Consider the following 23,904-nt stretch of genomic DNA (forward strand, 5'->3'; position numbering starts at 1 on the left):
CTTATTGTGACGGCTCCAAAAATCCATACGGATTTATTCTGGGACCTCACTATACTATTTACAGCTGTAGCACTGCTTTATTTCCTTGCTGTATTTTTCTTTAGAGGAAAATTTAAAATCATAAATAGAAACACTACTGATAGAAAAAAAGAATTATCACCCATGGTAAGTGAGTTTCTATTTTATGATGAAGCAACTGGGACTAACGAAGAGCGAAAAAACTATATCAACCAAAGAATACAGATTAGAGAACTTATTAAAGACGATTTTAATAGAGGTATACTAAGGGAGGTTTTACTGGATTTAACTAAAGATGTATCTGGAAATACAAAAACTAGACTTTATAATTTATATAGAGAATTGAATTTAGAAATAGAAACATATCAAAAACTAAAAAGCTGGAAATGGGAAAATGTGTCTCAAGGTATTTTTGAGTTAACACAAATGAATATTACAGAGTCTTATGGGTTTATTAAAAAATTTATTAATGATAAACGATCTATTATTAGAAAACAAGCAGAAATATCTACAATAGCTTTGATGCATGAAGGGATCAGCTATTTTTTAGACACTACTTGCTATAAAATTTCTGAATGGCAACAAATTAAGATAATGGAAATCATTTCCAACTTAGAAGACTTTGTACCTCCTAAATTTAAAAAATGGTTGACTTCTAAGAATAGAGATGTGGTATTATTTTCATTGCGATTAATAAATTATTATAACCAAAATGATGCTGAAGCATCTATTATAGAATTAGTGAAGCATAAGAATAATAAGATAAAACAAGAGGCAATAAATTGTATTAAAAAATTTCATTTTGAAAGCGCAAGAGAAACACTTAAAAGTGTCTTTTGGAAAAATAATACGGCCATTAAACTAGCAATATTAGATGCTATTGAAAATTTTGAAAACCCAGATGATATTCCATTTTTAGAAGTTGTTGATCATAAAGAATCTAATTTTAATGTAAAAAGCAAAGCTTTAAGTGCTTTAAACGCTATTTCTAATGAACATGTTATGCCAACTGTTGGCATAGAAAAACATGTAGAAATAGCACTTACAGATTTAATAGATGAGTTAGAATTAGCAAAACTAGAAGATAAAAACACTTTGCATAATACTAATGAATTTCCTAAAGAAATACAATTGCCAATTGAAAATAAAAAGACTAGAGAAAATATAGATACAACAACTACTGGTGATGTAGTACCAGTACTAAATTTTGAAATAAACACTTTTGAGGAATTAAAGACAGATGATACAAGGATTGATATTGTTACAAAAAGCATTATTGAAAAAGAAGATACCATTGAAATAAAAAATAACACTATTGAAATAGAATTGGGTATCACCAATGAAAAAGTTTTAGTAGATGATTATTTCAAGAATAGTGAGATGTTAGAAGGAGCAGAAAGTTTATATACTTCATATCATAGTATATTTTGTTCTCTGTTTAAAATAGCAGATATAGAGAGTAAGTTAATCTTATTAGATGAAGTGTATGAATTAGGAAATGAAAAAGAAGTATCCTTTTTAACGACATTGATTGATGATGAAAATAGTAGGATTAGAGAAAAAGCAGCAGAAGTAAAAACAAAGCTTTTAGAAAAATTAAATACTGAAATTAATAATGAAGAAATTTCTATTGAAGAGGTTACTACGGAGGTTATAGAAAAAATCATAGAACAAGAAACGCAGTTACATAGTTCAAAACAAGTAGAACCTTTAGAAAAGCTCACAAAAAAAGTTAATAAAACTTCTGAAGATTTAAAAGAAAAACCAGAAACGTATGAAAATAAAGAGGGTTTACTACCATTAGAATTTTGCTTTTTATTAAACGAATTAGAAATAAGCCCTGCCAAACCCGAAGGTTTAGAAGATGTAGCTTTTGAATTTTCAGAAGAATATTTTCAAGCAGTAGAAGAAGAAATTATACTTAATGAGAGTCAAGAATCACTTCTAAATCAATTAATATCACTACCAAAATTTAAAGACAAGTTAAATGAATAATGGATATTTTAATATCGCATTAGAATATATAAACATCATTTTTCTGGTGTTTACTGTAATACTATTTATTGCATTTAGCTTAATGGGATATCTGTCTACCAGAAATTCAATTCATTATAAACATAAAAATAGTTTTGGGGATATGTCTAAAGTAATGTCATCTCCTTTAGCGCCTAGTTTAACTATAGTTGCACCTGCCTATAATGAAGGAATGACAATAGTTGAAAATATACGATCGCTCTTATCATTAAAATATGTGAATTATGAGGTAATGGTAGTAAATGACGGTAGTAAAGATGATACCATGCAGAAAATGATAACTGCTTATGATCTTGTTAAAATAGATAAGAAAATTGATCCTAATTGGAAGTCAAAACCTATTAGAGGTGTATATAAATCTAAACAACAAGCATTTTCTAAACTTACGGTTATTGATAAAGAAAATGGTGGTAAATCTGATGCTTTAAACACGGGAATGTATTTATCTGAAAGTCAATATGTTGGATGTATAGACGTAGATTGTTTATTGTTGCCAGACGCATTATTACATGTTGTAAAATCTTTTTATCAAAGAACAGAGAAAAGAGTTATTGCAGTTGGAGGAGTAATTAGAATTGCAAATTCGTGCGTAATTAACGGAGGCGCTTTAGAAGAAATTAAATTGCCAAAGAATTGGTTAGCAAGATTTCAACTTTTAGAATATACAAGATCTTTTCTTTTGGGTAGAATGGCATGGGGTAGATTAGATTGCCTCTTAATTATTTCTGGAGCTTTTGGATTTTTTGATAGAGAAATAGCATTAGCAGTTGGCGGTTATGATACAAATACTGTAGGAGAAGATATGGAAATTGTATTTAGAATGCGACGTTACATGGTTGATAATAAACAACCGCATACTATAGAATACATTCCAGATCCTCTATGTTGGACTGAGGTGCCAGAGAGTACAAAAATATTGGTAAATCAAAGAGATCGTTGGTCTCGTGGTAATATAGAAACCTTATACACACACAAGGACATGTTTTTTAACCCTAAATATGGTAGGTTAGGTTTAATAAGTTATCCATATTGGTTTTTTTATGAATGGATGGCACCATTGTTAGAGTTCTTTGGTTTCTTTTCTATTATTCTGTTTTACTATATCGATATATTAAATGTTCCGTTTTTCATAGCAATAACGGCTATGATTTATTTGTATGCTGTAATGTTTAGTTTTTATGCCATTTTATGGGAAGTATACTCCTATAATGAATATAAGAACATAAAAGACATTCTAATTTTAATGCTATGTGCATTAGTAGAACCATTTGTTTTTCACCCTATCGTTGTATTTGCAGCAGTTAGAGGTAATTATAAAAAATTATTTAAAGTAAAATCTGGTTGGGGAACAATAACCCGCAAAGGATTTGCGAAAGCCAATTAATGAAAGTAGTAGTGCATGATATAACCCTAAAAGAGTTTACAAGATCGATGATTTCTTTCTTGTTGTGCCTGGTACTGCTTTCTTTTTATCAATATATAACCTTATACTTTAAAGGTATTGTAGATACATTATTTAATATGAGTCTTATCATAGCCATAACCCATCATATAGGGTATAGTGCGCTAGTGGGGCTTTTATTGGTTGCTCCATTTCATTTTTTAGAAATGCATAAAACGGGAACAGGTTTTAAGTTTACTATAATAGTTTTACTGTTTTTAGTGCTTGTAGAAGGTATTTTAACTAATTATTACATTATTACTTATTTGCCATTAGGTGTAGATATTTTAGGACATAATCTTAAAGATATAAAAGATACGATTTTTAAATCTGGGATAAGTAATTTTATTACGGTGCTCGTACCATTAGTAATTACAGCAGCATTTATATGGTTTTATATGCTTAGTTCTAGGTATTACCATTATATCAGTAAAATGTTTCCATTTACATTTATTCTACTAAGCTTATTTTTAGCAACCTTATTTATTTCGGGAAAACCCATAAATGAGAATAAGACACAATATTTAATACATAATCTTTTTAGAACGGCTTTAGTAGAGCATAATTATGAAGTTGTAGAAGAGTATCCATTATTACAAAAAGCAAATCATAAAGATGTACTGAGCAATTATTTCAATTTAAAAAGTCAAAAACCTAATATTGTTTTCATTATTGTAGAGGGTTTAGGAAGAGATTTTATGGGTGAAAACGCAGAATTTGGTGGCTTTACTCCATATTTAGATGAATTAAGTACTAAATCTTTGTATTGGGATAATTTTTTATGCAATACAGGCGAGACTTATGGAGTAATTCCTTCGCTTTTGGGTTCGCTTCCATTTGGACAAAATGGCTTTATGGCTTTAGAGAACATTCCTCATAAATTAACACTTTTCAGTATTTTAAAAAATAACGGATATAGAACTTCTTTATATATGGGTGCAAATAGCTCATTTTATAATTTAGATAATTATTTAAAAAGTGAAAATGTAGATTTTATATTAGATAGAAGCAATTATGGAGATCAATATCATTTGCAACCTGGTTACGGATCAGAGGTCTCATGGGGTTATCCAGATAAAGAATTATTCCGAAAAGCGATAGCGCTAAATCAGTATGAGATAAACAGTCAGCCTAAACTAGATGTGTTTATGACTTTAACCACTAGTCACCCATTTTTAGCACCAAATTCAGAATTGTATGAACAAAAAGTTAAAAAAATACTAGCACAAAATATTTACGCAAAAAAGGTAAAAAGAATAGTGAATAAAAATAAAAATATTTTTGGATCACTTTTATATGCAGATGAGGCAGTACATGAGTTTATGCAAGCCTATAAATCAAATCCGGCTTATAACAATACTATTTTTGTAATTACAGGAGATCATAGGCTAAATTCAATACCTCAAAAGAATGTGTTAAAACGGTTTCATGTGCCATTTATGATATATAGCCCTTTGTTAAAATCAACTCAGAAAATTAGCGCAGTGTCGTCTCATTTTGATGTTGTACCTACTTTATTAGGGATGTTAGAACAGCACTATGCTTTAAAGATACCTGAAGAAACGGCATGGATGGGTAATGGCATAGATATGTGCCAAGAATTTAGAATTACCAAGAACATCCCACTGATGCGAAATAAAAAAGAAATTAAAGATTATGTGAATTTAAAGCATTTTTATAGCAACGGAAACTTATTTAAAATTACAGAAGACCTAGAGCTTCATAATACTTTAACAAATACAGAAAAGGTTAAAAAAGAATTCAACAAGTTTAAAGCATTAAATGCTTACGTAACAAATAAGAATAAAATAGTTCCTGAAGATTTAACCATTTTTAAAATAGAAAAAGAATCGTTTGCAAAAGATGAAAAAATATGGATAGATAGCCAGTTTAATGGAAAAGATTTTGATGATGCTTATGAAACAGCAAAACAGCTAGCTTTTGATAGAGAAAGTAATAAAGCATTGTTACTCAGTAAATATATTTTATCTGAAGTACCGAGCCATATAGATACTAAAATACTAACCGCCAGAGTAAATGCATGGGATGGAAATTATAAAATTGCGCAAGAGATTTTAGAAAGTTGTTTGCTTAAAAACCCGAATTATGAAGATGTATATGCTGCATTGTTAGATGTCTACTATTGGTCTAATGAAAATGATAAGGCATTGTTACTCTTTCATAAAATTCAACAAAATAATATCAAATCTAATGGGATTGTTAATAAAATTAATAGAGCATACAAAGTAGTACAAAAAGACGCAAAAAAAACCAATACGGTACTATTTAATCCCAAAATAGAATCTTACATAGCCCAAAATAGCATACATGAATAAAATTTATAATTACATAACATTGTGCTTATTGGTTTTTGCAAGTGCTGTAAATGCACAAGAATCTGATTATTCTGGAAATCCAGATAAATCATTTTTTATAGCTAGAGATATGGCCTTTTCTGGAGATAGAATAGCGGCAAGAGATACCTTACGAAATATTCTCACCAAGTACCCAGACTACTCGGATGTTAGAAATCTACTAGCAAAAACCCTAAGTTGGGATGGTAAATATGATATTGCTAGAAATGAATTCAATAAGATCACTTCTAAAGATAGAAAAAATAAAGAAGCATGGATTGCTGCCATTAATAATGAAATTTATGCCAAAAATTATTACACAGCTTTAGGGCTATCGTATAAAGCATTGATGTATTTAGAAAATGATGTAGAACTAGAAGCACTAAAAGTGAAGCTAACTGATATTATATCTAACACAAGTATTGAAGAAAAAACTGAGTTCCCAAAAGATACTATAATTATAAAAGCGTCCAAAAATGCTATAGGAATTAATATTGCAACAGATTTTTTTGATATACTTTTTGATCCAATGTATTATGCTAGTATAACTTACGAAAGAGAAACTAAATATGGAACCATTATTCCAAAAGTAAATTATAACAATCGTTTTAATACAAATGGCGTACAATATGAATTAGATCTATATCCAAAATTTTCTAAAGGATTGTATGCATATTTAAATTATGGTTATTCTAAGGCAACCATATTTCCAAATCATAGAGTAGGGGCAGAGTTATATAGTACAATATCAAAAGGAAAAGAGGTGTCTTTAGGATTACGTTATTTAAATTTTACAAATAGTAGTGTGTCTATTTTTACAGCTTCTTATGGCATTTATAAAGGTAATTATTATTTTTCAGCTAGGCCATACATAACACCAACGCTTGCTAGGGCTATAGGTGTTTCTGGAAGTCTATTAGCGCGTAAATATTTAAAAGACAAGTATAATTATATTGGTTTAAATGCTAGTTATGGTGTTGCTTCACAACTAAATCAATTTAGAGTTGATAATATATTACTTGCGGAAACGTTATTATATGTAGAGTCACAACAATTGCTTATAGAATATCAATTTACTGCTAGAAATAGTTTAAATAATTATAGAACTACCCTAGGAGTAACACGACAAGAATTGAGTTTTGATTCAGGAAAATTCTTTTGGGCGGCTACAATTGGCTTTAATTACCAATTTAAATATTGATACGCCATAAGATAAATTGATTTGACAATAAGGAAAACTGATTTAACAACAAAAAAAAGGTATTTCACCACATTATATTGTGTGTAAAGTAACATTTAGATAAGTTTATAAAAGTTTAATAAACCAAACCATATAGACCAAATGTTATACGATACCTACGGAGACGAATACTTATCATTTTTGCAAGATTTAAATGAAATATTAAGTTTAAACGAATTAGTAGAATTAGATTTTTTATAAAATCATCCAAAAATATATTAACCTACAAAATGCAGTAATTATGACAAACAAGAATCAAGAAAATTCAGCGTATTTAAGTTTTATTGAAAGTTTAAATGAAATTTTAGGAAATTACAATATCAATGGGTTGAACCATTCATAATTAATAAAAGACTTAAAACTAATAAAGCCTCACTAAATATATTTAGTGAGGCTTTATTAGTAATTTACGCTTGTAATCTATCCTAGATATGTTTTTAATATCTTACTTCTAGAGTTGTGTTTTAGTTTTCTAATAGCTTTTTCTCTTATTTGTCTTACACGTTCTCTTGTTAAGTCAAAAGTCTGTCCAATTTCCTCTAAAGTCATAGAGTGTTGGTCGCCAATTCCATAATATAATTTAACAACATCAGCTTCTCTCTGCGACAGTGTTTCTAAAGCTCTATTGATTTCTATATTTAGAGATTGTTGCAATAACTTTTTATCAGGGTTTGGAGATTCTCCAGAGCCTAAAACATTATATAGATTAGAATCTTCCCCTTCTTTTAATGGAGCATCCATGGAAACATGTCTTCCTGTATTTTTTAAAGATTGTCTCACTTCACTAACAGTCATTTCTAATTCCTTAGCAATTTCCTCAGGAGATGGTGGTCTTTCATGTGCTTGTTCTAAATAAGAAAACGCTTTCTTAATTTTATTTATAGAACCAATTTTATTTAAGGGAAGCCTCACAATTCTAGATTGTTCTGCTAATGCTTGTAATATGGATTGTCTTATCCACCAAACGGCATAAGATATAAATTTAAAACCTCTTGTTTCATCAAACCGTTTTGCAGCTTTAACTAAGCCAACATTACCTTCATTAATTAAATCTGGTAAAGTAAGTCCTTGATTTTGGTATTGTTTTGCAACAGAAACCACAAATCGTAAATTTGCTGTCGTTAATTTTTCTAAAGCAACTTGATCGCCCTCTCTAATCCTTTGTGCTAAATCAACTTCTTCATTAGCAGTAATTAAATCTATTTTACTGATATCTTGCAAGTACTTGTCTAATGATTTTGATTCTCTATTAGTTACCTGCTTGATAATCTTTAGTTGCCTCATATGTCAATATATTGTTCTGGACTTACAAAGTAGTATTTTTTAATGAATTTTCAAACTTTTGCTTACAAATAGGGGCTATTTTATAATAAGTTTATGTTTTTATCAAAAAAACAATATTTTTTTCAAGAATATTCCAATTGGTTTTAAATTGTAATTGAGCTTCAGATTGGAATCTTTTGTACTTTTAAACCAAATATTTGTTTTAAAAATGAGTAAAAGAGAATTAAAAGCTTATGCATCTGCACTACCAAAAGAAGAGTTAGAAATTCAACTTTTAGATTTGTATGATAGGTTTCCGGTGGTAAAAGAATACTTCAATTTTGTATTTAATCCAAAAGAGGATAAGCTTATTCAAGAAGCTAAAATTAAAATTTCTAATGAGTATTATCCATTAAAAAGGAAAAAAGCTCGTATGAGACGATCTATAGCTCAAAATTATATTAAGCACTTTATAAAATTGGGTGTAGAATTACATTTGGTAGCCGATTTAATGTTGTATAATATAGAAATTGCCCAATCTTTTTCAGAAGAAAAAAAAGTAGCAGACTCTTTTTATAAAAGTATGTTTAATTCGTTTAACCAGGTAGTTGTATACATATCTCAACATGGACTCTTACAAGATTTTAAAGATAGAATACTAAAAATATATAAAGATGTTGAACTTCAAGAATGGCCCAATATTGAAGATTTTTCAAGGGCATTAGATCAAATAGAATAAAATCGTGTAAAACTAAATTATTTCTTTAATTAACGTTATAAAATACGTTTGAATATAAAAATCTATTATTTTTGTTAGATTGGTTTTTTTATAAGCCAAGTAAGCAGACAACTCTAACACAGTAATTATAATTCGCTTTTGAAGCATTCTCAAGAAATAATAGAAAAAAAACTTTATGATTATCAATTACAAGATTTAAATTCCATTTTTGAGTTTTTAAATAATTCTCCTGATAATGTAAATTTATTATACCAACTCCCTACTGGTGGCGGAAAAACTGTTGTGTTTTCTGAAATAGCAAAACGTTTTATAAAAGAACGCCAAAAAAAAGTTGTAGTATTAACGCATAGAATAGAATTAGGAACGCAGACATCTAAAATGCTTGATGGTTTTGGCGTAAAAAATAAAATTATAAATAGCAGTGTTAAAGAGCTTATAGATCAGGATGAGTATATGTGCTTTGTTGCGATGGTTGAAACATTAAACAACAGATTGCAAGAAGAAAAAGTTGAAATAAATAATATTGGACTTGTTATTATTGATGAAGCACACTATAATTCTTTCCGTAAACTATTTAAATATTTTGAAAATTCTATTATTCTCGGTGTAACTGCTACGCCATTAAGTTCTAATATAAAACTACCTATGAAAGATAACTATAAAAAGTTGATCGTAGGAGAATCTATACAATCCTTAATTGATAAGAATTTTTTAGCAAAAGCAATTGTTTACAATAAAGATGTTAGCCTTAGAAATTTAAAAATTGGAGTAGGTGGCGATTATACTGTAAAATCATCAGAAGAGTTATATGGTAATTATACCATGCTTTCTAAGTTAATATATGCGTATGAAGAAGTAGCAAAGGGTACCAAAACCTTAATTTTTAATAATGGTATTAATACCTCTATTTACGTTTATGAAACCTTTAAAAAAGCAGGCTATAATATTAGACATTTAGATAATAAAAATAATGCAACGGAACGTAAAGAAATTTTAACTTGGTTTAAAAATACACCAGATGCTATCTTAACTTCGGTAAGTATATTAACAACAGGTTTTGATGAGCCCACTGTTGAGACCATTATATTAAATAGAGCTACAAAATCACTTACATTATATTTTCAGATGATCGGTAGAGGATCTCGTATTTTACCAAATAAAGATACTTTTACAGTGCTAGATATGGGGAATAATGTGGCTCGTTTTGGAATGTGGAATGCACCGATAGATTGGAAAGAAATTTTTCATTTTCCAGATTTTTATCTTGAAAATATTAAAAATGATGAGGAAATAGAACGAGAATTTGTTTATACAATGCCAGATGATTTAAGAGCAAGGTTTTCTAAGTCTACGCATCTAGATTTTGATGTAAAAGAGGAATATAAAAAGATTTTTGCCGAAGGTGGTAAATCTAAACTAGTTTTAGAAAAAAGCTTAGAGCAACATGCGCAAATTTGCATGGAAAATAGCGAAGATGTTTTTGATGCGAGAATTTTAGCAAAGCTGTTAAAAGAAGAAATTGCTTATAGAGTCCGTTTGTACTCCTATTGTATTATGAACAATACTAAGAATTATAAAGAGTGGCTAGAAGAAGATTATGAGCGAAAACTTCGTTTAAAGATTTCTCAAAAATTTTCTGAAAAAATGTAGTACAATCTAAGTTAGATGTCAAAAAAGTTACTCATTATTGGTTTTGTTTGGCCAGAGCCAAATGCCACTGCTGCTGGAAGTAGAATGCAGCAACTTATTGAATTTTTCCTGAATAAAAATTACAAAATTACGTTCGCATCTACTGCTAGTAAAAGTAATTTATCTTTAAAATTAGAAGATTTAGGTATCACTGAAGTTTCGATAGCATTAAATAATACTAGTTTTGATGATTTTATACTAAAATTACAACCAGAAATTGTTTTGTTTGATCGTTTTTTAACAGAAGAACAATTTGGTTGGCGTGTAGCTGAAAATGTTCCAAGTGCAATACGTATTTTGGATACAGAAGATTTACATAGTTTACGTAGTGTTAGAGCACAATTATGTAAAAAAAATAGCTCTTTTACAATTGATGAATGGTTAAAAAGTGATATTACAAAAAGAGAAATAGCTAGTATTTATCGTTGCGATCTTTCGCTGATTATTTCAAGCTATGAAATGGAATTACTCTGTAAGCACATAAAAATCAGTACTTCTTTACTATTGCATTTACCATTTATGTTAGCAGAAATTTATACAAAAAAAAATGAAATGCCCTCTTTTGAAAACAGAAAAGATTTTGTCTGTATAGGAAACGGGAAACACACGCCAAATATAGATGCCTTTCTTTGGTTAAATAAGAAAATATGGCCATTGATAAGAAAAGAATTACCTAATGCTACGCTACATGTGTATGGTGCCTATTTACCACAACAAATAGTAGAAATGCATAGGCCAGATGAAGGAGTTATAGTTCATGGTTTTGTAGATGATTTAGAAATTATGATGAAAGGTGCTAGAATTAATTTAGCGCCATTGCGGTTTGGAGCTGGTATAAAAGGGAAACTAGCCGATGCTATGTGTTTTGGTCTGCCAAGTATCACCACAAAAATAGGAGCAGAGGGGATGCATAGAGATTTAGATTGGTGTGGTGAAGTTGTGGATAATGCAGTAGAATTTGCAAATGCAGCGGCATCATTATACCAAAATCAAGAAAAATGGAACATAGCACAACAAAATGGATTTAGAATTATAAATCAGTTATATGATAAAAATATTTTGAGTACTAATTTTGAATCCAAATTAATAGACATTCAATCTAATTTAATAGCTCATAGAAAAGCTAATTTTATAGGGGCACTGCTACTTCATGAAAGCATGAAAAGCACCAAGTATATGTCTAAATGGATTGAAGAGAAGAATAAAGAAGTTGTTTTAAAAAAAAAATAAATTAATAAGTTTCTTTTAAGTTACATCCTTTATATTAGTAGATATATTTAGTGTATGGCTTCAGAAGATAAAAAATCATGGTTTCAGGTATTATGGGATAAAAAAGTGCCTCAATACTTAGGGACATATTTTGCCGTCGGCTTTGGACTTTTACAATTTGTGGAATTTTTGACGAGACGGTACAATTTCACTGAAAATTTAGTAGATAAATACTTGCTTGTCTGGTTTGCGTTGATACCTGCTATTATTATTCTAATTTATTTTAGTGATCAATTAAATCCAAAAACTACAAAAGGGGTTGTAAAATGGCCAAAGTTTGTTGTTTTAGGAAATGTAATAATTGCTTTTATATTAGGAGGTCTTTTATTTAATAATGAAAAACCAAAACAATCAGAAATTGTAACTTTAACTGACGAAAAAGGGGAAAAAATTGAAACAGTTGTTCCTGTTTTTAATCAAGTGAAAACTGTTGCTATTTTTCAATTCGAAAATCTAACAGATGATAATGAATTAGATTGGTGGGGGGTAGCTTTTTCAAATTTGTTGGAATCAAGTGTTGATCAAAGGCCAGAATTTTATTCTTACTCTCAATATAGTTTACATAGTGTTTATGACCGATTAGAACTTAAACCATTTACAGTACCTAGTGTTGGTATGCAACGAAAAATTGCAAATGAAGTGCGCTGTGATTATTTCACCAGAATATCTTACTCGATAAAAGATGAACAATATATTTTTGCTAGTAATTTATATAGTTCTAATGATGGTAAGAGTATCATGTCTTTTGATATCACAGACAAAAACCCTTTTGTTGCAATTGATAAAATAAAACAATACATTTTTGATCATATTCCCAACCCTATTGAAGGATCTAAAAATAAAACCAGTTTACCAAGTTCTTCTTTAATTACAGAAAATACAAAGTCATTAGAATATTTAACTAAATCTCGAATGGCTTACTATAACGATCCATCAGGATTAGAAAAAGTAATAGATTTTGCTAACAAATCAGTTGAATCAGACGCAATGTGTTCTACCTGTTACCTTTATTTGGGTACCTCGTTATACAATGCAGGAAAAAGTGATCAAGCTATTGTAGCAATTAAAAAATCAATTAAATATGGTAATTCATTGCCAGAAAGAACGCAGTTTTATGCTAAAGAAGTCCTATACAATTACACAAATAATTTTGATGCCTATTGTAAACTCCAAGAATTGCGTAGAAAAATGTTTCCATACGAATTTAGTGCTTATAATAATTTACTAAGTTATTATAAGGCTAACAAAGGCATAGATAGTGCTAAAGTATTAATACAAGAAGCTATAGATAATGGTAATATTGAAAAAGGATTATTAACACTCTATAATTTAGAAGTAGAAAATGAAGAATATATAGAAGCAGAAAAAACATTAGATAGGTTTAGCAGAGAATTTCCTGATAGAAAACAAGATCGGATGCGATATGCAGATATTTATGAAAAGCAGGGGAGAATAGAAAAAGCTAAAGAGATACTTTTTGAAGAAGAAGCATTAGATCCTTTAAACACAAAGTTACAAGCAAGATTAGCCTATTTAGATTTTAGAAATTTAGATTTAGTCAAAGCAAATGAGAGGATAGATAAGGGAATAGCACAAGCAACTACACTTACAGATAGTCTAAACTTTTTATGGATTAAAGGGTATTTTTTTAGAAGAACGGGGCAAATTAATAAATCTTTAAAAGCTTACGAAACCTATGAAAAATATGGTCTTAAAAATACTCCTTTAAGTGCTATGTTAACTAGAACTTTTAACGTAAAATTTGATTTGTATCAAACAATAAATCAGACAAATGAAATAGATAGATTGATAAAGGAAATAGGAAAGTATTCTGCTGAATCAATTCCCATATTTGACTGTATAGTACAGTCAAATATTATTGTTCGAGATTATGAAGTAAAAATAAATAATGAAGAGTTCTTGACTTGCTCTAAAGAGTATGAAAACTATGGAGATGGTTTTAAAGAATTTTATGAATTATTAAAATTTTACCAATTAGGAGATTATGAAACATGTCTTAAAATTTTAGAGAAAGATACAGGGAAAATTAAAAAATTATTTGATGCAAATAGTTTTTTCTTAGCCGAAATATATAACAAAGTAGGGGATATAAAAACAGCTAAACAAATCCTGCAAAAAGCAATAGATCAAAAAACAGATGAACCCATCTATTATTATAGAATGGCACTTTTATTAGAAAAAGAAAATAAACAAGAAGCTAAAGAATATTTAGATATTGCAATGAAGTACTGGTCTAATGCAGATAAAGACTTTGTGTATTTAAAAAGAGCTAATGAACTTGCAGCAAGGTTATTAATTTATAACGAAAAAGAAGGCTAATCTTGCTTAATATTTAAACTTATGGAATTACCAAATTGGAAAAAAGCCTTAGAATTCAAAGACATCACCTATAAAAAGTGTAATGGTGTAGCACGTATTGCATTTAATAGGCCAAATGTTCGTAATGCATTTCGTCCTAACACAACAAGCGAACTCATAAAAGCTTTTTATGATGCACAAGAAGATACTACAATAGGAGTAGTTTTGTTATCTGCAGAAGGGCCATCTACAAAAGATGGAATTTGGTCTTTTTGCAGTGGAGGAGATCAAAAAGCAAGAGGGCACCAGGGTTATGTAGGAGAAGATGGCCAACATCGTTTAAATATTCTAGAAGTGCAGCGTATGATTCGTTTTATGCCAAAAGCAGTAATTGCTGTTGTACCAGGATGGGCAGTTGGTGGGGGGCATAGTTTACATGTTGTCTGCGATTTAACTTTAGCAAGCAAAGAGCATGCAATATTTAAGCAAACAGATGCTGATGTTACAAGTTTTGATGGTGGTTATGGCTCGGCATATTTAGCAAAAATGGTAGGACAAAAAAAAGCAAGAGAAATTTTCTTTTTAGGAAGAAATTATTCAGCACAAGAAGCATATGAAATGGGAATGGTAAATGCAGTAATTCCTCATGAAGAATTAGAAGATACCGCTTACCAATGGGCACAAGAAATTTTAGAAAAATCACCAACTTCTATAAAAATGCTCAAATTTGCAATGAACCTTACTGATGACGGTATGGTAGGACAACAAGTATTTGCTGGTGAAGCTACTCGTTTAGCCTATATGACAGAAGAGGCTAAAGAAGGTAGAAATGCATTTTTGGAAAAAAGAAAACCAGATTTTGGCGAAAATAAATGGCTTCCTTAAGCAGATTAATACCCTATAGCACTAATCTTTCTTGAATATAAGGCATTAAAAAAGGCTTTACCCTTTTAGATAAAGCCCCTTTTTGAGAACACTATATGAAAATGAAAATTTTTATTTCTTTTTATTATACCATAAATATACAGGGCTTTCACTCTTTTGAGAAACTATTGTTGTGAACTGCTTAAAACTTGTGGTGAGATCATAAAAAAACGTTATAAGCACTTTTTAAACGCCAAAAAAATGAAGAATTTTAATTAACAATATGTCTTTTAAAAAAATACATCCAGCATTACAAGAAGCACTAGATCTTTTAGAATTTGATATTCCTTTACCATTTCAAAAACAATTATTACCAAAAATAAAGAGTGGTGTTAATGTATATGGTATTGGTCCTAAGGGGTGCGGGAAATCTACAGCGATTATTATAAGTACATTACAAAAATTAGAATGTAAAGCATTTGAAGACGCTCCTAGAGCATTAATATTTGTAGCTGACAAACAAAAGGCTTTAGCTTTGGCAGACGATTTTAAACGTTTTACAAAGCGAATGGATTTAAGAATATATTGTGCTTACGACGAGCAAAACATAGAAGATCAAAGAGCAGATATTTACGATGGAGTTGATATTGTAATTGCTACCCCCAAACGACTTAATAAAATATTCTTTTTAAACGGGATTAATTTAAGTCAGTTAAAACTTTTTATAATAGAAGATGCAGAGTTTTTAAAGAAAGCAAGTGCCTATTCAGATGTAATTAGAACACCAGAAAGTATAGAAAAATGCCAATATGTAGTTTTAGCTACGGTATTTGATGAACGCTTAGAACGTATGAGAAATGTTTTTATGCATAATGCTATTACCGTAAAAGCAAATGAATAAGCATAAAAAAGGCTCTAATCAAGCGATTAAAGCCATTTTTTGAGAACACTATATGAAAATGAAAAACTAACTCTTTAAAATTATAACACTGTAAAAGTATATTTCTTGTAGCGTTTAAATAAACTATTGTTGTCTAATGATAGAAACTTGTGGTTAAAACCTATATAATTGTTATTTAGCATTTTGCCACTTTAATGAGGTAAATAAAAAATTACTATCTACACATATTAATTTGCAATTCTTACATAATTTATTTTTTAAAGTAATTTAAAACTTACTTTCATCACATATAATCATGATGATATCTATAAATATTTTAATTCTGTTTAAGAATTTTAAAATATTATATAGGAATGGGTAACCCATTTCAAAAAATAAAATCCTTAAGGTTTTCAATTAATTATTAATTTAAAAACGCATAAATATGCCAGGTCCATCTGTACATTATATTATCGGTCAACAACTTCATAAAGGAGTTAATCAATCAGGATCCACTTTAAATGGTGATCCAAATAATGCTAAATATTTTAACGATGAAACTTTAAATTGGTTAAAAGAACATGAAACCTATCTCAATTTTGGAACATTGGGTCCAGATTTTCTTTTTTTTAATGTGAAAGATTGGCCTTTAGGCGAATTTTTTCCTGCTAAAATGATTATAAAATTAGCAAAAACACTGAAAGAGGTAGAGGGTAAAATAGAAGAAACATTTCCAATCTTAACAGAACTAAAGGAACTAAAAGACGAATTAGATGAAGCGGTAGATGAAGTAGTTGAAGAATCTGTAACTTTTAGAAATATTAAAAGGATGATTGAAGATACTAAGAGTTTAGTTGGGCTTATAGAAGCCACTGTATCTACTGCAATTGAAGATTTTGTTACTTCTAATATTGATATCTATAGCTTTTTAGCACACCCTATTCAAAATTGTGAACCAAAAAATAAATGGTGGTGGTTTGATATTTTACACTATCGAAGAACAGGAAAATTTGCACAATATTTACTAGAACACAGTAAGGATAATCCTAAATTGCATGCTTATGCCATCGGTTACTTATCTCATGTATCAGCAGATAGTGTTGGGCATCCTTATGTTAATAATATTGTTAGAGGTCCATTTAGAACACACTCACAGCGCCATAATGTAGTAGAGAAATTTCAGGATGTTTCTGCTTTACATCAATATTCAAATAAAGATTTTAGTAATAGTAATTTGCATGACGATTTTCGATTTAACTTTAATGAGCATAATAGAATTAACGATACAGAATCTATTATAGATGGTTTAACACCAGAAATTACTGATATTGGGCTTCCTCAGGAGTTAAGTGAGTTATTTTCTAATGCTACAAAAGAAGTGTATAAAAATGATGATGGTTCATCTATATTCGGTGACGGTATGGAACCAGAGGAAGTTGATGCTGCATATAGATTATGGTATAGTTGGTTTAAATCTAGTACAGAAGAAGCTATTTTACCTCCATCATTACCAGATTTGCCACCATTAACAGAAGAAATTCGAGAAACATTTGATGATTTTGTACAAAGAGTGACAGATGCTATAAGAGAAATTGGAGATATTTTAGGTGATGTTGATTTTTCATGGAATTTTAACCCTAGAAATATTATTAATTTCTTTAAAAATTTAGCACGTATTATTAAAGAATTGGCAAAAATAGCTGCGGCTTTATTAGATGCTTTAATTGGATCTTTTGTTGCAATTGGTGCACATGCATTTCACCATATTCTAAATTTTATATACCAATCTATTTATGGTATTTATGATTATTTCCGTCTTTCAGTTTCATTAAACGGAATGGCGTTTCCTTCTGTTAGGTATTTAAACGATTCAAGGGTAGAACATATGCTTAATCCTACATTACCAGATTTGCAGGGAAATACATTGCGTACTTCATGGGAATACCCTTTAAAACATGTTGATGTAAATAAAGGAATATTTAGAGTTGCATCACAAGAAGCCCATCTTATGTATCCAAGTACGGATCCAGAGTTAAATACAGCTACACCAGCACCAACAAGTTATGCTACTGAACCTCATGATTATTTTATAGAAGGGAATATTAATCTAAATACAAACTTTGTGAATTCAATCAATCAGATTAATGATTTTGAAGCACTTAAAACTGAGGGTAGGAGAGAACAGTTGGGTAACTCCTGCTTATTAACCAGTTATTTGTATCAACAATTCTTAGAAAATAAAGAAATTCCTGATATTAATTTAGATGCAGATCGTGGTATTGGTTATCCATGTTGGGAAAGCACTTCCTGTACAGCAGATGATGAAATAGTAGAACCAGTTCAACCCATATTAAAAAAATAAATCATGAGTAATTTTCATAAAAAAATAGATCGTTCAATAGCGCTTATAAAAAATGATATTGAATTAAACAGCAACGCTTTTGCAGATTATGTTGAGACAAGAGAATATCAGGATGAAAGAGCGAAAGCGCTTCAAAATGGAATCAAATTAAATTTAGGCTTGCATACAGGGAAATCATTTTTATTAATCCCTAGTGCTCATAATGATAAAGGAAGGAGAAATGCTAGATTTAATCAAAATAGTTTTGGTGTTAACTTAACGCATAAAAGCTCTGGGCGTGTAGCACAAAATATAAATCCAAATACTAGCTATAATCTAGAAGCAACACTTGTTAATAGAGGAGATATTTATATGCCGACAGTTAATGTTGAGTTCTTTGTTGCTAAGAAAATGAAAGAATATAATGTTGAATTTACAATTCATCAAATTTCCGTGAACTTTTTAGGGCTTCAAATAAAAGGAAAACTAGAAAAAGGAAAAATTGTACTTGGAGATATCTTAGATGTTTTAGGAAGTGATTTTACTTATACAACCCGTGTAAATGGTATTACACAGCCCTCAACATCTAGCACTTTTCATACTGTAGAGAATATAAGAGGTGAAATCACCTTATTTCTTTCTTTGAATAAAACATTAAGAGAAAAATTTAAAAGAGAGATTAAAACGGGTGATATGTTAGTGAATTCAGATGATATCCCTTTAGATCAACGTTCTTTTAGGTTTCATGTAGAAGATGTTTTTAAAATAGCTGGTAGGGGTACTCATGTAACTGGAGTTGTAGAACAAGGCATGTATAATTTTTCTTCAAATAAGAAAATAAATATTTTCACTGGAACATCAAGAAGTGGTACACGTAATCAGTTTAATGTAAAAGTACTAGGAAAAAGTAGAAATTCTCAACCTAATAGTGTAAGGACAGGAAATCATATTAGCCTTTCTTTAAAGAGTAACCCTAGGATAAAAATTAAAAAAGGAGATTTAATAGAGATTGCACCTCGTGGTAAATTTAGTACTAGACGTAGAATTCATAAGGATTCAAAGGATATTAATGATCAACAATTTATTGGTTCTACAACTACTTTTTTAGGAGCTTTTGATTCTAAAACTGTTAAAATTTCATGGAAAGCTCCAGTTAAAAAAGATAGACGAGATTTTATTTTTACAATACGAGCATATTCAATAGCACCATATGACATGCCAAAAAATTTCAATGTTTTAAACTCCGATGAGGACCGACATATTGGTGTTAAAAAAATAGTTTGGAACAATCAATAACTTAACTAGCTAAAATTTTTTGTATTAAAAAAGGCGACCGAGATGGTCGCCTTTAATTTTTTTAATTTTTTATTCTTAGTTTCCGTTGATTGCTGGATCTTTCATTCCTTCTTCAATCATATCATAAAACTGATCTATTTTTGGAAGAACTACAATACGGGTTCTTCTATTTTTAGATTTATCTGTAGCGTCTAATGGAATATAAGAAGATCTTCCTGCTGCAGTCATACGCTTAGGATCTACACCATAATCGTTTTGTAAAACACGTACAACAGAAGTAGCACGTTTAGCACTCAAATCCCAGTTATCTTCTAAAATTCCTTTTCTATAAGGAACATCATCTGTGTGTCCTTCAACTAAAAAGTCAAAATCTGGCTTATTGTTTACTACTTTAGCAACTTTCCCTAATACTCCTTTTGCTTTTTGGGATAATTTATAGCTACCACTGCTAAATAAAAGCTTATCAGATATTGATACAAAAACAACACCTTTTTCTACACTAATTTCAATATCTTCATCGTCTAAGTTTCCTAGAACACCCTTTAAACTTTGTACTAAAGATAGGTTTACAGAATCTCTTCTGGTAATAGCCTGATTTAATTTACGGATCGTTAAATCTTTTTCTTTTATATTTTCTAAAGATCTTTCTAAGTTTTTAGCACCAGCTGCACTTAAGTCTGTAAGATTTCCTAAATTATCTATAAGTACTTGATTGTTTCCTTTTAAAAATTTATTTTGATCTTCTAAAGTCTTTAACCTTGCAGATGCAGTTGCTTTTTCTTCTAAACAATTGTTTAATTTTACAGTAGCTGAATTTAATAAATCCTGTGTTTCCTTATGTTTTGCTTCTAATTCAGCAAATTTCTTTTGTGGTACACATGATGCTACTAATAAAGTAATTCCTAAACATCCTAAAATGATTTTTTTCATAATAATTATAAATAGATTATATTGTTTAAACAGTTTCAAATTTATATAAAATGTAATAGTAGGCTATTACAACTTAGTTAATCTTTTACTAAAATGTTAAATTTTCTAATATGATATACGAAATGAGACCAAACAATGGACTTTACAGTATAATATTTTCGAATATATTTTGTTTTTTCTCTTTTCTTATAAACCTTGCTAAAGTTTTTATAAAAGCTAAAATGAGCTCTTAAAATTGCAAAGCAATGGTTAAATTTTAATTGAAAAATAAAGCGTAACCCTGCAACACCATCCAGTAACAATCGCACAAAGATAATACAAAATGCTTTCTTGCGCGGTAAATTTTTTGTGATAGAATACAAGGAGTTTCTAAAATTTAAATATGTTTTTTTTGGGTTCATATTAGTGAGTGTTGATCCTCCTAGATGATAAATTTCAGATGTTCCTACATAGAATACTTTATGGCCCTGATTTTTTGCTCTCCAACATAAATCTACCTCTTCTTGATGCGCAAAATAATCTTCATCAAAACCATTTAATTCTTTAAAGACTGTACTCTTTATAAACATACATGCACCTGTAGCCCAAAATATCTCTTGAATATCATTATACTGGCCAGTGTCTTTTTCTAACGCTTGAAAAATTCTACCTCTACAAAATGGATAGCCTAACTGATCTATATATCCTCCTGCAGCACCAGCATACTCAAAATAATCTTTCTGTTTTAAATCTAGTATTTTAGGTTGTATAATTGAAATATCAGGAAATTCTGAAAAAGTATTTTCTATTGGATTTAGCCAATTTTTTGTTACTTCAACATCAGAATTTAACAAACAATAAATTTCTGCATCTATATGCTGTAAAGCATCATTATAACCTTTAGCATAACCTCCATTTACTGTGTTTTTAATAATTTTTACAGTGGGGTAGTTTTCTTTTATAAAATGAATTGAATTATCGGTAGAAGCATTATCTGCAACATAGATCGTAGCATTATTAGAATATTGTGTTACTGAAGGTAAAAATTGTTCTAATAATTTTTCTCCATTCCAATTAAGTATTACAACTGCTATTTTTAACATTCAAATTGCACCTTTTCTTTTAGATACATGCTATAAGTTCATTATTCTTTTATAGGTTGCAAATTAACGGCTAAAATCAGGAATATCCTTTAAAAACGTATACTTTTCTTTTTCAAAATCCATCTTGCAATAAATATGTTGCATTCCATTAGTAACCATAAGGTAATCTGCTTTTAAAAGCAGATTGTATTGTGCAATTTGATCAAAAGTAGTTTGATTAATTTTTATTTCTGGTGCTTTACACTCTACTAAAATAGCAATTGCGCCATTAGGTTTAAAGATTACAATATCATATCGCTTCTTTACACCATTACTATTTAATTGCTTTTCTACATTGATGAGACTTTTAGGATATTTTTTCTCTTGGATTAAGTATTGGAGTATATGCTGTCTTACCCATTCTTCGGGTTGTAAAACCACAAATTTTTTGCGGATTACATCAAAAATATAGACTTTATTTTCCCTATTTTTGAAACGAAAGTTGTAAGCAGGTAAATTTAACGCTTGCATAGTACAAATTTGATGATTTTTTTTAAATGGATGAAGTAAAACAGTTGGTAAGTAATATTCGAGAGGGTCATTTAAAACCAATTTACTTTTTAATGGGGGAGGAGCCTTATTATATTGATAAAATTGCTGAGTATATAGAAAAAAATGTATTATCTGAAGACGAAAAGGGCTTTAATCAGACTATTATTTATGGTAAAGATAGTTCTATAGATGATATTGTAAGTAATGCAAAACGATATCCTATGATGTCTGAGAAGCAGGTTATTATCGTTAAAGAGGCACAGCATCTTTCCAGGACAATAGATCAGTTGGCTTCATATGCTGAAAACCCACAACCTTCAACTGTTTTAGTAATATGTTTTAAATATTCTAAATTAGATAAGCGTAAAAAAGTATATAAAGCAGTTCAAAAGTCAGGAATAATTTTTGAAAGTAAAAAGCTATACGAAAATCAAGTAGCAGATTGGATTAGAAAAGTATTGCAAGGAAGCGGATATAGTATTACTCCAAAAGCAACCGTATTATTAGTAGAGTTTTTAGGAACAGATTTAAGTAAAATTAATAATGAATTAGAAAAAATAAAATTAGTTGTTCCAAAAGGAAAAGAAATAACACCAGAAATTATTGAAGAGAATATAGGAATTAGTAAAGACTTTAATAATTTTGAATTGAAAAAAGCCTTGGGAGAACGCAATGTACTTAAGGCTACAAAAATTATAAATTATTTTGCTCAAAACCCAAAAGACAATCCTTTTGTTTTAACTGTAACCTTATTACATACATTTTTTACACAATTATTACAATACCATGGATTATCTGACCGTAGTCCTAATAATGTATCTAAAACCTTGGGCATACGTCCTTTTTTTGTAAAAGAATTTGAAGTGGCTGCGCGTAATTATCCCATGCGAAAAGTGAGTGGTATTATATCTAATTTAAGAGAATTAGACACTAAAGGCAAAGGAGTGGGAGCAACCTTATCTCAAAGTGATTTGCTAAAAGAATTGCTTGTAAAAATTATTTAAAATTTACTCGATAATCGAGATTTAAATGCTCCGAGGCTTGCCTCGATATTTTTAAGTTATTTCCTTACGAATACCTTGTAGGCTTGCCCCGAGATTTTTTATTTTCTGTCTATACTATATTTGCCAGGTCCTAATAATGCAATTACGATAAAGAAAACAAAATATAATAGGGCTAATTCTTTTGTAGCTAATGGATCTTTGCCATGAACAATAAACGCGGCAACAGCCATTGTAATTGCAGCAGGTATGGCAGCTAACCTCGTTTTAAAACCTACAATTAATAATAAGGGACAAACCACTTCTCCTATGACCGCTAAGAAAAGTGAAGGAGCAGCACCAATACCAATAGGATCCATTTTTCCAAAATCACCATTAATTAACTTCTGGAATTTAGGGATGCCATGCACTAACATCAGAGCAGAGGGTATAATTCTTAAAAGCGCTAAGCCTATGTTATTTATAGTATTTTTTTGCATCATAGAAAGATTTAGAATATTTAAAAATATTTATTTTTTATTAGAAATACAAAAAATGCACTTTTACACCATAAACAAAATCTAAATACTCAGCTGTTTACCTTAAATCCATATTATTTTTTCAGTAATGCTAC

Annotated in this window: 18 protein-coding genes; 13 read left to right on the forward strand and 5 right to left on the reverse strand. The window is 29.6% G+C overall.

The features are described 5' to 3' along the window. The first annotated feature begins 6 nt into the window (after positions 1–6). The 4 genes from ACZ451_RS14615 to ACZ451_RS14630 are packed head-to-tail and all read left to right on the forward strand — an operon-like array spanning position 7 to position 7,048. A complete protein-coding gene (locus ACZ451_RS14615; protein ID WP_464213674.1) occupies positions 7–2,013 on the forward strand; it encodes a HEAT repeat domain-containing protein in 2,007 nt (668 codons plus the stop codon). Beyond that, complete coding sequence (locus ACZ451_RS14620; protein WP_464213676.1) at positions 2,006–3,436, forward strand: glycosyltransferase family 2 protein; 1,431 nt, start codon at positions 2,006–2,008, stop codon at positions 3,434–3,436. The genes ACZ451_RS14615 and ACZ451_RS14620 overlap by 8 nt, the downstream gene beginning before the upstream one ends. Continuing rightward, positions 3,436–5,829, forward strand: coding sequence for a sulfatase-like hydrolase/transferase (locus tag ACZ451_RS14625; protein WP_464213678.1), 2,394 nt, complete (start codon positions 3,436–3,438; stop codon positions 5,827–5,829). Before ACZ451_RS14620 ends, ACZ451_RS14625 begins: the two co-directional genes overlap by 1 nt. Continuing rightward, entirely contained in the window at positions 5,822–7,048 is a 1,227-nt protein-coding gene (locus ACZ451_RS14630) for a YaiO family outer membrane beta-barrel protein (protein ID WP_464213680.1), read from the forward strand. The genes ACZ451_RS14625 and ACZ451_RS14630 overlap by 8 nt, the downstream gene beginning before the upstream one ends. Positions 7,049–7,507: 459 nt before the next feature. Here the strand turns inward: ACZ451_RS14630 and ACZ451_RS14635 are convergent, their stop codons facing one another. Continuing rightward, on the reverse strand, positions 7,508–8,371 hold the full coding sequence (locus tag ACZ451_RS14635) for a sigma-70 family RNA polymerase sigma factor (RefSeq protein WP_464213682.1): 864 nt from the start codon (positions 8,369–8,371) through the stop codon (positions 7,508–7,510). Positions 8,372–8,579: 208 nt separating this feature from the next. Between ACZ451_RS14635 and ACZ451_RS14640 the strand changes: the two genes are divergently transcribed. The 8 genes from ACZ451_RS14640 (at position 8,580) to ACZ451_RS14675 (ending at position 19,747) form a co-directional block, all read left to right on the forward strand. Next, positions 8,580–9,089: a DUF6155 family protein gene (locus tag ACZ451_RS14640; RefSeq protein WP_464213684.1), complete on the forward strand. Its 510-nt coding sequence runs from the start codon at positions 8,580–8,582 to the stop codon at positions 9,087–9,089. A gap of 138 nt (positions 9,090–9,227) precedes the next feature. Continuing rightward, positions 9,228–10,739, forward strand: coding sequence for a DEAD/DEAH box helicase (locus tag ACZ451_RS14645; protein WP_464213686.1), 1,512 nt, complete (start codon positions 9,228–9,230; stop codon positions 10,737–10,739). Positions 10,740–10,754: 15 nt separating this feature from the next. Beyond that, positions 10,755–12,008: a glycosyltransferase gene (locus tag ACZ451_RS14650; protein WP_464213688.1), complete on the forward strand. Its 1,254-nt coding sequence runs from the start codon at positions 10,755–10,757 to the stop codon at positions 12,006–12,008. A gap of 54 nt (positions 12,009–12,062) precedes the next feature. Then, positions 12,063–14,387 carry a tetratricopeptide repeat protein gene (locus ACZ451_RS14655; RefSeq protein WP_464213690.1) on the forward strand — a complete coding sequence of 775 codons (2,325 nt, stop codon included), beginning with the start codon at positions 12,063–12,065 and terminating at the stop codon, positions 14,385–14,387. 21 nt (positions 14,388–14,408) lie between these two features. Then, entirely contained in the window at positions 14,409–15,251 is an 843-nt protein-coding gene (locus ACZ451_RS14660) for a 1,4-dihydroxy-2-naphthoyl-CoA synthase (protein WP_464213692.1), read from the forward strand. A gap of 262 nt (positions 15,252–15,513) precedes the next feature. Continuing rightward, positions 15,514–16,131 (forward strand): DEAD/DEAH box helicase, encoded by a 618-nt coding sequence (locus ACZ451_RS14665; RefSeq protein ID WP_464213694.1) that lies wholly within the window; start codon positions 15,514–15,516, stop codon positions 16,129–16,131. A 424-nt stretch (positions 16,132–16,555) separates the two neighbouring features. After that, positions 16,556–18,472: a zinc dependent phospholipase C family protein gene (locus tag ACZ451_RS14670; RefSeq protein WP_464213696.1), complete on the forward strand. Its 1,917-nt coding sequence runs from the start codon at positions 16,556–16,558 to the stop codon at positions 18,470–18,472. Between the two features lie 3 nt (positions 18,473–18,475). Further along, positions 18,476–19,747, forward strand: coding sequence for a hypothetical protein (locus ACZ451_RS14675; protein ID WP_464213698.1), 1,272 nt, complete (start codon positions 18,476–18,478; stop codon positions 19,745–19,747). Positions 19,748–19,822: 75 nt separating this feature from the next. On the opposite strand, the gene ACZ451_RS14680 is transcribed toward ACZ451_RS14675, so the two are convergent. The 3 genes from ACZ451_RS14680 to ACZ451_RS14690 all read right to left on the reverse strand — a co-directional run bounded on the left by ACZ451_RS14680 (position 19,823) and on the right by ACZ451_RS14690 (position 22,269). Continuing rightward, positions 19,823–20,677 (reverse strand): OmpA/MotB family protein, encoded by an 855-nt coding sequence (locus ACZ451_RS14680; RefSeq protein WP_464213700.1) that lies wholly within the window; start codon positions 20,675–20,677, stop codon positions 19,823–19,825. A 77-nt stretch (positions 20,678–20,754) separates the two neighbouring features. Further along, positions 20,755–21,759 (reverse strand): glycosyltransferase family 2 protein, encoded by a 1,005-nt coding sequence (locus ACZ451_RS14685; protein ID WP_464213702.1) that lies wholly within the window; start codon positions 21,757–21,759, stop codon positions 20,755–20,757. 63 nt (positions 21,760–21,822) lie between these two features. After that, complete coding sequence (locus ACZ451_RS14690) at positions 21,823–22,269, reverse strand: type I restriction enzyme HsdR N-terminal domain-containing protein (RefSeq protein ID WP_464213704.1); 447 nt, start codon at positions 22,267–22,269, stop codon at positions 21,823–21,825. A 26-nt stretch (positions 22,270–22,295) separates the two neighbouring features. Here ACZ451_RS14690 and holA point away from each other — a divergent pair, with 26 nt between their 5' ends. After that, complete coding sequence (holA, locus tag ACZ451_RS14695; protein ID WP_464213706.1) at positions 22,296–23,294, forward strand: DNA polymerase III subunit delta; 999 nt, start codon at positions 22,296–22,298, stop codon at positions 23,292–23,294. Between the two features lie 98 nt (positions 23,295–23,392). Here holA and ACZ451_RS14700 read toward each other — a convergent pair whose 3' ends face one another. Then, a complete protein-coding gene (locus ACZ451_RS14700) occupies positions 23,393–23,770 on the reverse strand; it encodes a DoxX family protein (protein ID WP_464213707.1) in 378 nt (125 codons plus the stop codon). Positions 23,771–23,904 lie beyond the last annotated feature (134 nt).

The organism is Allocellulophaga tsushimaensis (genome assembly GCF_055383085.1).